The sequence below is a fragment of the Streptomyces sp. HUAS TT7 genome (genome assembly GCF_051550175.1).
Lineage (GTDB): Bacteria > Actinomycetota > Actinomycetes > Streptomycetales > Streptomycetaceae > Streptomyces.
Genome location: NZ_CP196175.1, coordinates 6,198,720 through 6,213,501 on the forward strand (window position 1 = coordinate 6,198,720; position 14,782 = coordinate 6,213,501).

The window sequence follows — 14,782 nt, forward strand, 5'->3', positions numbered from 1 at the left end:
TGGGGGCGCGAGCAGCGAAATGTTTGCTGTAGAGGCAAGTCCCGGAAGTCGCGCCGGAGTCCCGCGGCCGGCCCCGGAAACGTAACATTCCACCCCCCTCGCCCCGCCACCTGAATTCCGCGCCCGGCAGACTGGTCCCTATGAACCAGACTGCCGGCCCCACCCGCATCGGCCTCCTCGGCACCGGCCCCTGGGCCGTCGCCACGCACGCCCCGGCGCTCGCCGCGCACCCCCGTGTCGACTTCGCGGGCGTGTGGGGGAGGCGCCCCGAGGCGGCGGCCGCGCTCGCGGAGGAGCACGGGGTGGCGGTGTACGAGGACGCCGACGCGCTGTTCGCGGACTGCGACGCCGTCGCCTTCGCGCTGCCGCCGGACGTCCAGGCCCCGCTGGCGATACGGGCCGCACAGGCGGGCTGCCACCTGCTCCTGGACAAGCCGGTCGCGACGAGCGTGGCGGGCGCCCGCGAGCTGGCCGACGCGGCCGGGCGCGCCCGGGTCGCCTCCGTCGTCTTCTTCACGCTGCGGTTCGCGAAGGAGACCGCGGCGTGGGTGGCCCAACAGGCCGCCGTGGACGGCTGGTTCACCGGACGGGCCCAGTGGTACGGGTCGCTGTTCACTCCGGGCGCGGAGCGCGGTCCGTACGCCGCGTCGCCCTGGCGGGGTGAGAAGGGAGCGCTCTGGGACGTGGGCCCGCACGCGCTCGCCGTGCTGACCGGGGTGCTCGGCGAGGTGACCGCGCTGACGGCCGCGGCGGGCCCCGGCGACACCGCGCACCTGATCCTGCGCCACACCTCGGGCGCCTCCAGTACCGCCGACCTGAGCTTCACCGCACCCCCGGCGGCCGCGGGCGTCGAGGTCTCGGTACTGGGCGAGTCGGGCGCGGAGGTGATGCCGGGCTGGGGCGGCGCGCTGGACGCGTTCGCGGGAGCGATCGACGCCCTGCTGGACGCGGCCCGAACCGGGGTGCCGCACCCGTGCGACGTACGGTTCGGGGCACGCATCACGGAGCTGCTGGCGGACGCGGAGGCGCAGTTGGGCAGGGGCTGAGCGGACTTGTGGAAGCCGACTGCGGTACCTGCATCCTGCTAGGGGCGCGGGGCTGTGACATGGTGCGGCTCCGCCGCGATGGGGTCCCCTGTTCATGAGGGAGAAACCGAGAGCTTGGGGGAGCGACCGGCCACAGCCGGTCCGCAGCCGAAAACCGGCACCCCGCGAGGGGGCCGCACCCCGCACGGGAAGCCGCTCCCCGCGAACTCAGCGGGACAGCGCGTCGCGCACGGCCTCGTCGGTGCGGGCAACCACCGCAGACCCGTCGTCCGCCGTGATGATCGGCCGCTGAATCAGCTTGGGGTGCTCGGCGAGCGCGGAAACCCACCGCTCGCGGGAGTCGGCGTCGCGAGGCCAGTCCCCCAGTCCCAGCTCCTTCGCCGCGGCCTCCTGCGTGCGCGTGATGTCCCACGGTTCGAGGCCGAGCCGGTCGAGCACGGCCCGGATCTCGTCGGGCGAGGGCACGTCTTCGAGGTAGCGGCGCACCGTGTACTCGGCGCCCTCAGCGTCCAGCAGGTCCACCGCGCTGCGGCACTTCGAACAGGCCGGGTTGATCCAGATCTCCATGCCCGCCAGGCTACCCGCGGTCCGCCCCCAAAGCCCGGCTGGCCAGGGCCGATTGTCAGTGCCCCCCAGTAAAATTGAGGCAGTAAGTGAGGGTTCCCGACTGCCCAGGAGGATGCCCATGACCGCTGCCGTACTCACCTCGCACGCCCCGAAACAGTTGTCCCTCCAGCCTCTTCACAAGGTGCCGCTTCCCGCCGGGCGTCCGCGCGTGTGGTACGAGTCCCACAACCGGCGTCTGAAGGCCATGCGACTGGCCATCGCCCTGCTCGACACGGGGGTGTACCGGCCGGAGCAGGCGCCGGACCGCAAGATACGCACCGTGGCCGCGCTCATCGGAGTGCACCCGCCGTCGGAGACGACCTGCCGGATGGTGCGTGCGCTGATCTACGACGGGCGCTGAGCCCCGCACCACGGCCCGGTCACGCCTTCGGGAAGCCGCAGGCGTGATCCGGGCCGGCCGTCAACTCCCTACGGCTGCTGCGGGCGGCCGGAGCGGATGCGTGCGCGCATCCTCGCAGGGCCGTGCCCGGGTGGCCCGTGTGATCTTCGATACCGGCACAGGTGTGCAGGTAGGCAGGCAACTCCCCAGCGTCTAGGGTGACCGGGCCGTGGTGTTCGGGAAGACCGGTGCGAAACCGGAGCGGCCCTCGCCACTGTGATCGGGTTCCCCGGGTTCCGGGGAGCCGCCGTCCCCTTGTGACGCCACTGGCCAGGATCCATCTGCCCGGGAAGGCCGGGACGGAGGCACCCGCCCGTCAGCCAGGAGACCGGCCGCGGCATCTCACGAAGTGATCCACGAGGTGCTGGAGCGTGACCCGCATGACCCTGCCCATTCGCACATCCCCCGAGACGGGCGCCGCCGCCGCGCCGTCCTTCCACTGGCGGCGCGAGGACACCGTCCGCACCGCCGTCCTGCTCGCGGTGATAGCCGCCCTCCATGTCGTCGCCTTCGGCGTCCTGTTCCTGCTGGTGGCCCCCGAGCACTACGCGGTCGGCACCAAGACGTACGGCATCGGCCTCGGCATCACCGCGTACACCCTCGGCATGCGGCACGCCTTCGACGCCGACCACATCGCGGCCATCGACAACACCACCCGCAAACTGATGGCCGACGGCAAGCGGCCGGTGTCCGTGGGCTTCTGGTTCGCGCTCGGCCACTCCAGCGTGGTCGTGGTCCTCACGGCCCTGGTGGCGGGCGGCGCCCAGCTCGCGGGCACCCTGATGAACGAGGACTCCACCACCCACCAGGTGATGGGCGTGGTGGGAACCACCGCCTCCGGCTCCTTCCTCTACCTCATCGCGGCCCTCAACCTGGTGGCCCTGTTCGGCATCCTGAAGGTGTTCCGGGCCATGCGGGCGGGTGCGTACGACGAGAAGGAGCTCGAAGCGCACCTGGACTCGCGGGGCTTCATGAACCGCATCCTGGGCCGCTTCACCAGGTCCATCTCGCGGCCCGGCCAGATGTTCCCGCTCGGCTTCCTCTTCGGCCTCGGCTTCGACACCGCGACCGAGGTCACCCTGATGGTGATGGCCGGCACCGGCGCCGCCGCCGGACTGCCCTGGTACGCGATCCTGTGCCTGCCGCTGCTGTTCGCGGCCGGGATGAGCCTCTTCGACACCCTCGACGGCACGTTCATGAACTTCGCCTACCAGTGGGCGTTCTCGAACCCGGTCCGCAAGGTCTACTACAACCTCACCATCACCGGCCTGTCGATCGCGGTGGCCTTCTTCATCGGCACCATCGAACTGGTCGGCGTCCTGCACGAGAAGCTCGACCTCACCGACCCGGTCAGCGGCTGGATCGCCGGCCTCAACCTGGACAACGTCGGCTTCGTCATCGTCGGCCTGTTCGTGGTGGTGTGGGCGGCCGCGCTGGCGTACTGGCGCCTTGGCAAGGTCGAGCAGAAGTGGGCGGCGGGCCCGGGTGCGTGAGGGGCCGGCCTTTTGCATAGGCCCCGGTGCGTTTACGCACCCTCCCGCTGCCCCGGCACTCCTCCCCGGTCGTTCTGGAGCGTCCACAGCTCCTTGAACAGGCCTTCGTCTGCGACGAGTTGGGTGAAGGTGCCCTCCTGGATGACGCGGCCCCGGTCGAGGACGACGATGCGGTCCGCGATGGCGACGTTCGCGAGGCGGTGGGTCACCAGGACCACCGCCCGGTCACGGGCGATCGTGCGCAGGCCGGTGAAGATGCGGTGCTCGGCGCGCGCGTCAAGGGCGCTCGTGGGCTCGTCCATCACGAGCAGCCCGGCCGGGCGGTGGAAGGCCCGCGCGATCGCGATCCGCTGCCACTGCCCGCCGGACAGCTCCACACCCCCGAACCACTCCCGCGCGAGCAGCGTGTCGAGCCCGCTGCGCAGCCCGTCGACGACCTCCGCAGCGCCGGAGTGGGCGGCGGCCCGGCGCACCGACTCGTCGCCCCCGTGCGGCTGCCCCAGCGTGATGTTGTCGCGCGCGGACATCGGCCAGTGCGCGAAGTCCTGCGGCACGACGGCGGTCTGCCGCCACAGGGCCAGCGGATCGCACCGCTCCACCCCGACCCCGTCCCAGGTCACCGCCCCTTCGCTGGGCAGATAAAGGCCGGTGAGCAGCTTGCTGAGGGTGGTCTTGCCGGACCCGTTCTCGCCGACGAGCGCCAGCACCTCGCCCTTGCGCACCTCGACCGTCACCTTCTCCAGGGCGGGCCGCTCGCTGCCGGGATAGCGGTACGTCAGCGACTCGGCCCGTACGACGTCCGGCGCGGGCGGCGCCAGTGTGCCGCGCGCCATCCGGTGCCCGCCGGCCTCCTCGATGAACTCCGCCCAGTCGTCCAGGTACAGCCCGGTCCGGAACAGCCGCGTCCCGTACCCGACGACACCGTGCAGCGAGGAGGCGACCGTGCGCAGCGCGAACACCGCGGTGCCCGCCGACGCCACCGACATCCGCCCCGACCCGAGCAGCCAGGCGAGCGCGCCCCACACCAGGCCCGCCGCGAGCCCGCCCGCCAGGGCGCCGGTCACCGAGTAACGGGCGCCCTGGTGCACGGCCTTGTCGGTCGCCGCGTCTACCCGCCGCCCGATCGCCCGGTACCGGTCGAGCAGGAAGTCCGCCATCGTGCAGGACCGCAGCTGGTCGGCGGTGTCCTTGTCGATCACGAACCAGCGCAGCAGACTCAGCGTGCGCCGCTCGGCGCTCATCGCCCGCGACGCCTCGTAGTGCACCCGCGCGGCCTTCACCCCGGCGATGCCCTGCGGCAGCGCGGCGAGCAGGAGCAGGGGGAGCAGCGCCGGATGAAGGACGGTCACGACCCCGGCCGCCGCGACCAGTGAGGCCACGCACGCCATCAGGTCCTGCGAGTCGGTGAGCAGTTGCTGGGCGACCTCGGCGCCCCGGTCGGCCGCCTCGCGCTTGTCGTTGAACCCGGGCTGGTCGTACGCCGACAACTCGGCCTGTACGGCGGCCCCGAGCATCTGCATCTCGGCCTCGCGGGAGATCCGCGGCGAGAGCCGGCCGGAGATGTTCACCACCACGATCCCGAGCAGCGCCCGCAGCCCGGCCGCCCCGGCCAGCACCGCGATGGACGGCAGCGCATCGCGCAGCCGGTGCGCGATGTCGCCGCTCGCGATCAGCGCGGTGATCGTACGCGTCGTGGCGAGCAGCCCGAACGCCTCGAAGAACCCCGAGAGCGCCTGGCAGCAGAGCAGCACGAGCACGGCGCGCCGGTCCACCCGCCAAGCCAGCGCCAGCGCCTTCCGCACGAGCTGAGGCAGCCGCCGCGCCATGGTCCGTGTGGTCACCGGCCGCCGCTGCACCGCCTCCAACGAGCTTGACCGGTACCGCAGTTGCTCATCGACGGGCTGCCCGCCCAACACCTCCGCCATGCCGCCCCCTAGCTAGGAATCCGCCTACTTTCCCGCACGGATCCCCCAAGGGGACCGCCGCGTACGGTGATCCACCCAATGGGGGGACCGAACCGGAAAACGCGCCGAGCCCCGCCGCCCGGGAGGGGCAGCAGGGTTCGGGGTGTCGCGGAGCCGCGGGGGCTTAGATGTCGAAGTACAGCACGGAAGCCATTCTGACCTGCGAGTATGTGACCTTGATGACGGGCCTGGTGCACAACGGGTGCACACTGTGCACCCGCCGGGGCTGCGGACCGGAGGGGCACCATCCGAGCGGCAGTCCACCTACCGGGAGTCCCCTGGGCGCCCATGCGCACTTGCGTGCGCCCGCTCTCCCCTCCATACCGTGACACGCCATGTCAGTACCTGCGGAAAGCATCCTCGCACTACTGCGTCACCAGATCCCCGTACGCGTCAATTCGACAGCCTCGCTGGTGATGGACACCGACAAGGCAGCCACAGCCATCGCCCGCAAACGTGCACGCGAGCGAGGCGAGGAGGAACGAGTTCCTCGTAAGCCCGGGTTGGAACCGCTACAGACGGCCGAACGGAACGATCTTGCCACCACGCCTTGGGAGTTGCTCGGCGTCTTCGCGCGAGCGGCCACTCTGGCTCGTCATGGGCGCGGAAGAGGCTTGGCCGAGCACTGGCAGGCCCTGAAGTACTGCCAGGCCCTGGGAGCCGGTGTCAGTGGCTACCTGGCTCTCACCGAGGAGGGGCAGAACCCAGAACTCTCCTACAGGGGGATGCAGGCCCGGGAGTTGGGACGAGCGCTGGGGTTGGCAGTCGCAGAGCGCACGGTGCGGGCCCGCTTCCCGGATCATCTGGTCTCGACTGTCGATGCCGAGTCGGTCCTGCTGGCTGGATTCGCGCGCTCCGGCCCGCGGCCTTCCCTGGGCGCTCGACCACGGCCTGACTTCTTCATCGAGGCATGGAAGCCCGGCGAACCGTCCCGGCTCTTCGTGGTGACGGTCAACGGAAATCACCAGAAGACGACCAAGAGCACGGGGAAGACTGACCGCTCAGCCTTCAAGCAACTGGCCAGGGCCAGTGAGCGCGCTGAACATTTTCACCTCGCCGAGTGGAACACCACGCCCTGCCTCTTGATGTCCACCGAACTGCTAGCCAAGGAGGGCATCACAGTCCACGCTCTGCAGGCACCGGGCCAGGGGCTGTTACCTGAGCGATCGATTACAGGACGCGACAGTGCGGACGTTGTGCCATCGAAGCGGAACCCCCCGTATGTCAACGCTGTGAGAGTGCCTGCCCGCGCTGGCGAGGAAGGCTTCCATGACGGCTTCCTCATTCCACGAAAAGATCGCGCATGGTTTGGTCAGGTACTTGCCCGAACCGGTGCCGCGGGCCAACTGGCATTCGCCGGCGCTGGCATGGAGATCGCGCAGTACTTGACCAGCGATCAGGGCCGCAAGCACTACGGACAGCGAACATTCGCAGGATCATCCAGTGTCCGGGACGCAGAGCATGGCTTCGGCGCGACACGCTTCTTCGGTACTGACCAGGTCTTCAGGTTGAACAGGACCCGCGTCGAGGCGTTCTCAGGGATGGCAGAGGACCTGTATCAGCTTCTGGTTGAAGGGAGGGTCGAGGCGTACCGGCGCCGTGCATACGAGCTCCGCTCCACGCTGCCGAATGGTGCCACCGCTCCGAAGTGGGGCGCGGTCTCCTTCGGTGAGGACGGCACTGTCATGGCTTTGCGTATTCTCCCGGAAAGAGACAAACGATGTGCTCCGTGAACCAGACCCGGCATGTCCGCGCACTGGTGACCTCGCCGGAGACTGACTCAAAGCCCTGTCAGAGGTCGCCCGTAAGCTCTGGAGCATGGGGAGCACTGGAATCACTGAAGCCGATGTCGACAAGGCGATGGCCGTCGTCGAAAGCAGCAGGCAGTCACTTCGGCGGGATGATCCCGCCGTCCAAGCACTCGCCGCAGCGGTATCCGTGCGGCGCCGCTTACAGGGAGAAGAGGCGGTCACGGACGACGAACTGCTTGCGGCGCATGATCAGTTGTACGCAAAGGTGCCTCACAGGAACGGCGGCAGCCTGGAGGCACTTGCCCACACGCTACTGGGCCGCGGGATGGTGCCCTCGCCCGGCGACTACGACGGCGACTGGTGGCTGTGGTGGCCCAAGAAGGGCTATGGGCCGTGTCGTGACTGCCGACAGAGTCGCTCACTGACGCGCTACTCCGCCAAGTGGGGTAAGCCGTACAGATACTTGTGCGCGCGCTGCCGCAAGCAGGAACTGGCAGACGATACGGCGTATCTCAACAGCGTCACCGGTGTCACCCCGGAGGAAGGTGAGTCGGCCGAATCGCTCTTCAGCAGACGTACGGCAGCTCTCATCGGTCAGCTGGGCAGCCAGGCAGCAGCACCCGAGAGGCAAGTGGGTCGCCCGGACACCGAACAGTGGGGCGAGTACGTAGACCGGCTCATGGAAGTGCTTGGCCCGCTCGACTGGGCTGGCTGGGAGGTCCCGGACGAATACGATTCGGACTGGGATGCCGAAACTGGCCCGATGCTCTTCGCCACGCTGTGGCGTACCAGCGCCGCGCTGGACATCGAGTACTACCCGCGTGAAAGCCGGCTCCGATTTCTTCCCTACGAAGACGTATGCGGCGATTTCCCGGAGTCTTTTCCCGCACTCGATGAAGAGGTCGAACTCACGGTCACCCTCCAGGGCGACGAGGCGGTCACGGTGGTCCAACATCGAGCTGGCGCGTTGGGATTGCTCGATGCAACTCGCGTCCGTGTGGTGGAGGGGGCTGATCCAGAAGCCGCGGAGGCGTTCGAAGCAGAATCGCTACTGTCCCTCTTCGGCCCGGCAGCCTCCTACCGGAAGATCCCGGTTGCAGACATCGTCAAGGAAGCTGTACAGCACCCCGATCTCAGCACCTATCTGCGCTGGGTTGTCGGTATGGCGGGCCGCAACGTGCACCCGGATCCGGTGCCCGATGCAGCGGCTCTGGGTATTGCGGCCTGGTGCTGGCGCAATGAAACGGCTGTGGAGGCTCACCATCTTCCCTCGGACGTGCTGATGGCTCGAGTGAACATTGCGGTGACTCGCGCGGTGCTGCCTCATGTCTGCCCGTACGAAGGTATCGACTGGGACGGGATCGAGCAGTCACTGACTGATACAGACTGGGAACTCCCCAACGGTCGGACTGTCTCCTCCCTGTTCGGCGACGGATGGCCGGAGGTGCAGTCGACGGTGCGTGAGCAGATCCGTAAATGGCAACGCCTCGACAGCGAACTTCTTGGTCCGGATACCACTTTGAGGCTGATGACGATCGGGGGCTCGACAAGCTATACGTGTCATTGGTGGGGCCAGGGACGGTGGCGTGCGATCTGCGAAGAGATTGTCCGCGATGCTGTCGAAGCTGGTTTCACGCTGCCACAGCCGTACGACTCCCGTGGTCCTGATGCCTTGATCGACGACCTGGAACACCCGGACATGCAGTCCGATGCCGTGCTGGATTGGCTTATCGACATGCCCGAAGCTCCCGTTTCAGGGCCTCACGGTTTGCGCCACCATCCAGCTACCCAGCCGCTCGTGCGCGAATACGATCCGTGGTGGGTAACGCCGGAGGGAGACTGACTCCGCAGCCGTCGGCAGCCCAGTGCCCCTACGAGCAGATCGAGCGTCTGCCTTCAGCAGGTCCTGCTGGAGGCAGACGCTCGGGGGAGTCCTTCGGCCAACTACCCGCCGAGTTCGAGCTTTACTTTCTAGATGTCGAAGTACAGCTCGAACTCGTGCGGGTGCGGGCGGAGCTGGATCGGGGCGATTTCCGCCGTGCGCTTGTAGTCGATCCAGGTCTCGATCAGGTCGGAGGTGAAGACACCGCCGGCCTGCAGGTACTCGTTGTCGGCCTCCAGGGCCTCCAGGACGGCCGGGAGCGAGGTCGGGACCTGCTGGACGTTGGCGTGCTCCTCGGGAGCCAGCTCGTAGAGGTCCTTGTCGATCGGCTCGGCCGGCTCGATCTTGTTCTTGATGCCGTCCAGGCCGGCGAGGAGCAGCGCGGAGAACGCGAGGTACGGGTTCGAGGACGGGTCCGGGGCACGGAACTCGACGCGCTTGGCCTTCGGGTTGGAGCCCGTGATCGGGATGCGCATCGCGGCGGAGCGGTTGCGCTGCGAGTACACCATGTTGACCGGCGCCTCGAAGCCCGGGACCAGGCGGTGGTAGGAGTTGACGGTGGGGTTCGTGAACGCCAGCAGCGACGGAGCGTGCTTGAGGATGCCGCCGATGTAGTAGCGGGCGGTGTCCGAGAGGCCCGCGTAGCCCTGCTCGTCGTAGAACAGCGGGTCGCCGCCGGCCCACAGGGACTGGTGGACGTGCATGCCCGAGCCGTTGTCGCCGAAGATCGGCTTCGGCATGAAGGTCGCGGTCTTGCCGTTGCGCCAGGCGACGTTCTTCACGATGTACTTGAAGAGCATCAGGTCGTCGGCCGCGGCGAGCAGCGTGTTGAACTTGTAGTTGATCTCGGCCTGGCCGGCCGTGCCGACCTCGTGGTGCTGGCGCTCGACCTGGAGGCCGGAGTTCTCCAGCTCCAGGGAGATCTCGGCACGCAGGTCGGCGAAGTGGTCGACCGGCGGGGCCGGGAAGTAGCCGCCCTTGTAACGGACCTTGTAGCCGCGGTTGTTCTCGACCGCACCGGTGTTCCAGGCGCCGGCCTCGGAGTCGATGTGGTAGAAGCCCTGGTTCGCGGAGGTCTCGAAACGTACCGAGTCGAAGACGTAGAACTCGGCCTCGGGGCCGAAGTACGCGGTGTCCGCGATGCCGGTGGAGGCGAGGTAGGCCTCGGCCTTCTTGGCGATGTTGCGCGGGTCGCGGCTGTACTGCTCGCCCGTGATCGGGTCGTGGATGAAGAAGTTGATGTTCAGCGTCTTGTCCCGGCGGAACGGGTCCAGACGCGCCGTCGACAGGTCCGGGCGCAGCGCCATGTCGGACTCGTGGATGGCCTGGAAGCCGCGGATCGACGAGCCGTCGAAGGCGAGCTCCTCCGCCGGGTCGAACGCCTTCGCGGGGATCGTGAAGTGCTGCATCACGCCCGGCAGGTCGCAGAACCGGACGTCGACGAACTTGACGTCGTTGTCCGCGATGAACTTCTTCGCGTCGTCGGCGTTCTGGAACATCCAACTCCTCCTACTCCCACCCGGGGAGGGGCGGGGTTGCAGCTCGGTCGTGCGGCCAGTGCGGTGGCACACGCTGGACCCGACCATAGGCAGGCGGGATTTCTCAAGCGTGACCCGTTTGTTTCGCCCAAGTTAACCGGGCTGGTGACGAAGCTGCCAAGACTGACCCGGGCCGAAGTGATCGAAAACGGGCGCAGTACCGTGGGATCCGTGGACAACAGGCAAGCAATCGGATCGTGGCTCTCGGGGCCCCGCGCGGCCGCCGAGGAGATGGGCGTCGACTTCGGCTACCGGGGCGAGCGGCTCGGTCTGCCCAAGGACGGGCCCGGCTCGGTGGCGCCGCTGGGCCGGCGCTTCGGCGCCATCTTCATCGACTGGGGCCTGTGCGCCCTGATCGCCTACCAGCTGATCGCCCGCGGCAACCCGCAGAGCGCGAGCAACTGGGCGCTGCTCGTGTTCCTGGTGCTCGGCGTGCTGACGGTCGGGACCGTCGGGTTCACCCCCGGCAAGCGGCTGCTCGGCCTGCGCGTGGTCGCCGAGGAGGGCGGCCGGCTCGGCATCGTCCGGGTCGCCGTCCGCACCGTACTGCTGTGCCTGGCGATCCCCGCGCTGATCTGGGACCGCGACGGCCGCGGCCTGCACGACCGCCTGGCCCGCGCGGTTCAGGTCAGGATCTGAGGCCCGCAGACGTCACCATCCCCGCGGACGCCAGAAGGATCCCCGCAGACGTCAGAAGGCGGCCCGGACCATGTCGGTCCGGGCCGCCTTCGTTTGTCTACGAGGTGAGGGTCAGCGCATCTTTCCGCCGCGCGGCATCCGCGTGCCCTTGGGCATCGGGCCCTTCGGCAGCGGCATGTTGCTCATCAGGTCACCCATGGCGCGCAGCCGGTCGTTGGCCGCGGTCACCTGCGGGCCGGACAGCACGCGGGGGTACTTCAGGAGCGTGGTGCGCACCTTCTTCAGCGGCACCTGGCCCTCGCCGTCACCGACGATCACGTCGTGGACCGGGACGTCCACCACGATGCGGGCCATCTTCTTCTTCTCGGCGGCCAGCAGGGACTTCACCCGGTTCGGGTTGCCCTCGGCCACGAGCACGACGCCGGCCCGGCCGACGGCCCGGTGGACGACGTCCTGGCTGCGGTTCATCGCCACGGCCGGCGTGGTCGTCCAGCCGCGCCCGATGTTCTGCAGCACGGCGGCCGCCGCGCCCGGCTGGCCCTCCATCTGACCGAACGCCGCCCGCTCGGCACGCCGCCCGAAGACGATCGCCATCGCGAGCACGGCCACCAGGAGGCCCAGAATGCCGAGATAGACCGGGTGCCCCAGCAGGAAACCGATCGCGAGGAAGACGCCGAGGACGACGATTCCCACGCCGGCGATGACAAGTCCGATCTTGGAATCGGCCTTGCGGGTCATCTTGTAGGTCAGGGCGATCTGCTTCAGTCGCCCCGCATTCGCATCGTTCGCAGCGCTCTCTGCGGTTGCCTTCCTCGCCATACCAGGAAGTTTACGTGGCCTAGGAGCGACGGGTGGCCACGGCCTCCAGTACGTGCTGGGCCTCGACGCGGTCCTTGGCCCGGCGCCGGTCCTCCAGAACCGCGGTCCAGGCGTTGCGGCGGGCGGTGCGCTGGCCGGAGCCCATGATCAGCGACTCCATGGCGCGCAGCGCGCCGGTGACGGACGGAAGCGTGGTGGCTCGCACGGTCTGCGGAGCGGTAGCGGCCTGCATCGTCGAGGTCCCCCCTCGGGACGGGAAGTCAGAAACGGGCGATGGCTGTGGGGGCATGTGCGGTGCGTAAAGCCAGGGTCACTGATTGGTGTTACCAGGGCGTGTCCGAGCGGTCAAACGCCAATGAAACATTGATATGGACCGGGAAAACGTTGACGCGGCCCGTACGCATGCCCCGACCTGCGGGGAAGGTACGGGCCGCGTCATATCGGCCATTACTGATCAGTAGCCGCTTGTGAGCGGGTTCACGCAGTCCGTGCGGTACGCGACCGGGCTCACGCGGTGGTGGCGGCGCTCCGGGCTTCCATCGCCTGCTGGTACAGCCGGCCCGCACGGTAGGAGGAGCGGACCAGCGGACCCGACATCACACCGGAGAAGCCGATCTCGTCGGCCTCCTCCTTCAGCTCCACGAACTCCTGCGGCTTCACCCAGCGCTCGACGGGGTGGTGGCGCACGGAGGGGCGCAGGTACTGGGTGATCGTGATGAGTTCGCACCCCGCGTCGTGCAGGTGCTGCAGCGCCTCGCTGATCTCCTCGCGGGTCTCGCCCATGCCGAGGATCAGGTTCGACTTGGTGATCAGGCCGTAGTCGCGGGCCTTGGTGATCACGTCGAGGGAGCGCTCGTAACGGAAGCCGGGGCGGATCCGCTTGAAGATCCGCGGCACCGTCTCGACGTTGTGCGCGAAGACCTCCGGGCGGGAGGAGAAGACCTCTTCCAGCTGCTCGGGGACCGCGTTGAAGTCGGGGGCCAGGAGCTCGACCTTGGTGCGGCCCTCGGCGCGCCCGGCGGTCTGCGCGTGGATCTGGCGCACCGTCTCCGCGTACAGCCAGGCACCGCCGTCCGCCAGGTCGTCGCGGGCGACGCCGGTGATGGTGGCGTAATTCAGGTCCATCGTGACGACCGACTCGCCGACGCGGCGGGGCTCGTCACGGTCGAGCGCCTCGGGCTTGCCCGTGTCGATCTGGCAGAAGTCGCAGCGCCGGGTGCACTGGTCGCCGCCGATGAGGAAGGTCGCCTCGCGGTCCTCCCAGCACTCGAAGATGTTCGGACAGCCCGCCTCCTGGCAGACCGTGTGCAGCCCCTCGCTCTTCACCAGTTTCTGCAGCTGGTTGTACTCGGGGCCCATCTTCGCCCGGGTCTTGATCCACTCGGGCTTGCGCTCGATGGGGGTCTGGCTGTTCCGGACCTCCAGGCGCAGCATCTTGCGTCCGTCGGGTGCGACTGCGGACACGTCCGGCTCCCTGTGACTTCGATTCTTCGGCGTACCCCAGGGTACGCCCGTTGTTTGCTTGGGCGAGGTGCGGCTCCCGCCGGGGGTAACCCCTGCGGGGTCCGGTTGCATTCCCTGGGGGCTCCGCCCCCGGGCCCCCGGTCGCGCCTCAAGGGCGCTCGTCCTCAAGGCCGGACGGGGCCGGGTATGCCTACGCGGAGGCCCGCTCGATCTCTCGCGGGGCGAGTTCCGCGTTCTCCAGGATGTCGCGCAGGTGCTTTTCGGCCACCGGGAGAACCTCCGCGATGGTCACCTCGCGGCCCAGTTCGTACGAGAGCGACGTCACACCCGCATCGCGGATCCCGCACGGCACGATCCGGTCGAACCAGGTGTTGTCCGGGTTCACGTTGAACGAGAAGCCGTGCATCGTGACGCCCTTGGCGACGCGGATGCCGATGGCCGCCAGCTTGCGGTCCTCGCGGCGCTGGCCGGCGTTGGAGGGCGCGTACTCGGGGCCGTTGAGGCGGGCGTCGAACTCGTCGTCGTTCAGGCGCGGGTCGAAGTCGAGCGAGAGGCCTCCGAGCCTGGGGCGCTGCTCGACCGGGTCGCCGAGCACCCAGACGCCGCTGCGGCCCTCGACCCGGGTGGTCGCCAGGCCGAAATCGGCGGAGGTACGGATCAGGGCCTCTTCGAGGCGGCGTACGTGCGCGACGACGTCCACCGGGCGGGGCAGCTTCTGGATCGGGTAGCCGACGAGCTGGCCGGGGCCGTGCCAGGTGATCTTGCCGCCGCGGTCGACGTCGATGACCGGGGTTCCGTCCAGGGGGCGCTCGCTGTCCTCGGTGCGCCGGCCCGCGGTGTAGACCGGCGGGTGCTCCAGCAGCAGGCAGGTGTCCGGAATCTCGTCGGCGAACCGGGCCGCGTGCACCCGGCGCTGCTCGTCCCAGGCCTCCTGGTACTCGACCGCGTCCTCGCCGAATCCCAGCCGGACAAATCGCAGCTCGTTCACGCCAGCTCCCCTGTCGAACTTCTCGGATGCACTGCGGATGCAATGCGGTGCGCGCCCTCATTCACTGTACGACCGTGTTCGAGGGCCTCCGCACAGCCCCCAGACCCGGGCAGAAACGGCACGTCACCACACGATCGGATGAATGCGGGGCGAACGTGGCGGCACCAGCCGTATTGACCGCTAAATTCTCGC

General features: G+C 68.7%; 13 protein-coding genes and 1 riboswitch. Of the genes, 6 read left to right on the plus strand and 7 right to left on the minus strand.

Annotated elements, in window-relative coordinates; genetic code table 11:
* Nucleotides 1-140: 140 nt before the first annotated feature.
* Nucleotides 141-1,046, plus strand: coding sequence for a Gfo/Idh/MocA family protein (locus tag ACSHXC_RS27885; RefSeq protein ID WP_438294220.1), 906 nt, complete (start codon nucleotides 141-143; stop codon nucleotides 1,044-1,046).
* Between the two features lie 207 nt (nucleotides 1,047-1,253).
* Here ACSHXC_RS27885 and ACSHXC_RS27890 read toward each other — a convergent pair whose 3' ends face one another.
* Nucleotides 1,254-1,613 carry an arsenate reductase family protein gene (locus ACSHXC_RS27890; RefSeq protein ID WP_438294221.1) on the minus strand — a complete coding sequence of 120 codons (360 nt, stop codon included), beginning with the start codon at nucleotides 1,611-1,613 and terminating at the stop codon, nucleotides 1,254-1,256.
* A gap of 118 nt (nucleotides 1,614-1,731) precedes the next feature.
* Here ACSHXC_RS27890 and ACSHXC_RS27895 point away from each other — a divergent pair, with 118 nt between their 5' ends.
* Together ACSHXC_RS27895 and ACSHXC_RS27900 are read left to right on the plus strand one after the other, a co-directional pair.
* A complete protein-coding gene (locus ACSHXC_RS27895; protein ID WP_399491830.1) occupies nucleotides 1,732-2,013 on the plus strand; it encodes a hypothetical protein in 282 nt (93 codons plus the stop codon).
* A 192-nt stretch (nucleotides 2,014-2,205) separates the two neighbouring features.
* Nucleotides 2,206-2,403, plus strand: a riboswitch (cobalamin riboswitch).
* A 29-nt stretch (nucleotides 2,404-2,432) separates the two neighbouring features.
* Nucleotides 2,433-3,545: a HoxN/HupN/NixA family nickel/cobalt transporter gene (locus ACSHXC_RS27900; protein ID WP_438294222.1), complete on the plus strand. Its 1,113-nt coding sequence runs from the start codon at nucleotides 2,433-2,435 to the stop codon at nucleotides 3,543-3,545.
* A 32-nt stretch (nucleotides 3,546-3,577) separates the two neighbouring features.
* Here ACSHXC_RS27900 and ACSHXC_RS27905 read toward each other — a convergent pair whose 3' ends face one another.
* The gene (locus ACSHXC_RS27905) at nucleotides 3,578-5,470 is read right to left on the minus strand and encodes an ABC transporter ATP-binding protein (protein WP_438294223.1); all 1,893 of its coding nucleotides are present in this window, start codon (nucleotides 5,468-5,470) and stop codon (nucleotides 3,578-3,580) included.
* A gap of 374 nt (nucleotides 5,471-5,844) precedes the next feature.
* On the opposite strand from ACSHXC_RS27905, the gene ACSHXC_RS27910 reads away from it, so the two are divergent.
* The gene (locus ACSHXC_RS27910) at nucleotides 5,845-7,242 is read left to right on the plus strand and encodes a hypothetical protein (protein WP_438294224.1); all 1,398 of its coding nucleotides are present in this window, start codon (nucleotides 5,845-5,847) and stop codon (nucleotides 7,240-7,242) included.
* 85 nt (nucleotides 7,243-7,327) lie between these two features.
* On the plus strand, nucleotides 7,328-9,103 hold the full coding sequence (locus ACSHXC_RS27915; protein ID WP_438294225.1) for a hypothetical protein: 1,776 nt from the start codon (nucleotides 7,328-7,330) through the stop codon (nucleotides 9,101-9,103).
* Nucleotides 9,104-9,231: 128 nt separating this feature from the next.
* Here ACSHXC_RS27915 and glnA read toward each other — a convergent pair whose 3' ends face one another.
* A complete protein-coding gene (glnA, locus tag ACSHXC_RS27920; RefSeq protein WP_438294226.1) occupies nucleotides 9,232-10,641 on the minus strand; it encodes a type I glutamate--ammonia ligase in 1,410 nt (469 codons plus the stop codon).
* 210 nt (nucleotides 10,642-10,851) lie between these two features.
* Here glnA and ACSHXC_RS27925 point away from each other — a divergent pair, with 210 nt between their 5' ends.
* The gene (locus ACSHXC_RS27925) at nucleotides 10,852-11,319 is read left to right on the plus strand and encodes an RDD family protein (RefSeq protein WP_438294227.1); all 468 of its coding nucleotides are present in this window, start codon (nucleotides 10,852-10,854) and stop codon (nucleotides 11,317-11,319) included.
* A 111-nt stretch (nucleotides 11,320-11,430) separates the two neighbouring features.
* Here the strand turns inward: ACSHXC_RS27925 and ACSHXC_RS27930 are convergent, their stop codons facing one another.
* The 4 genes from ACSHXC_RS27930 to lipB all read right to left on the minus strand — a co-directional run bounded on the left by ACSHXC_RS27930 (nucleotide 11,431) and on the right by lipB (nucleotide 14,590).
* A complete protein-coding gene (locus ACSHXC_RS27930) occupies nucleotides 11,431-12,138 on the minus strand; it encodes a DUF4191 domain-containing protein (protein WP_114035619.1) in 708 nt (235 codons plus the stop codon).
* A 19-nt stretch (nucleotides 12,139-12,157) separates the two neighbouring features.
* Nucleotides 12,158-12,370 (minus strand): SCO2195 family GlnR-regulated protein, encoded by a 213-nt coding sequence (locus ACSHXC_RS27935; protein ID WP_053723984.1) that lies wholly within the window; start codon nucleotides 12,368-12,370, stop codon nucleotides 12,158-12,160.
* Nucleotides 12,371-12,645: 275 nt separating this feature from the next.
* Nucleotides 12,646-13,602: a lipoyl synthase gene (lipA, locus tag ACSHXC_RS27940; protein WP_438294228.1), complete on the minus strand. Its 957-nt coding sequence runs from the start codon at nucleotides 13,600-13,602 to the stop codon at nucleotides 12,646-12,648.
* A gap of 190 nt (nucleotides 13,603-13,792) precedes the next feature.
* Nucleotides 13,793-14,590: a lipoyl(octanoyl) transferase LipB gene (lipB, locus tag ACSHXC_RS27945; RefSeq protein ID WP_438294229.1), complete on the minus strand. Its 798-nt coding sequence runs from the start codon at nucleotides 14,588-14,590 to the stop codon at nucleotides 13,793-13,795.
* Between the last annotated feature and the right edge of the window lie 192 nt (nucleotides 14,591-14,782).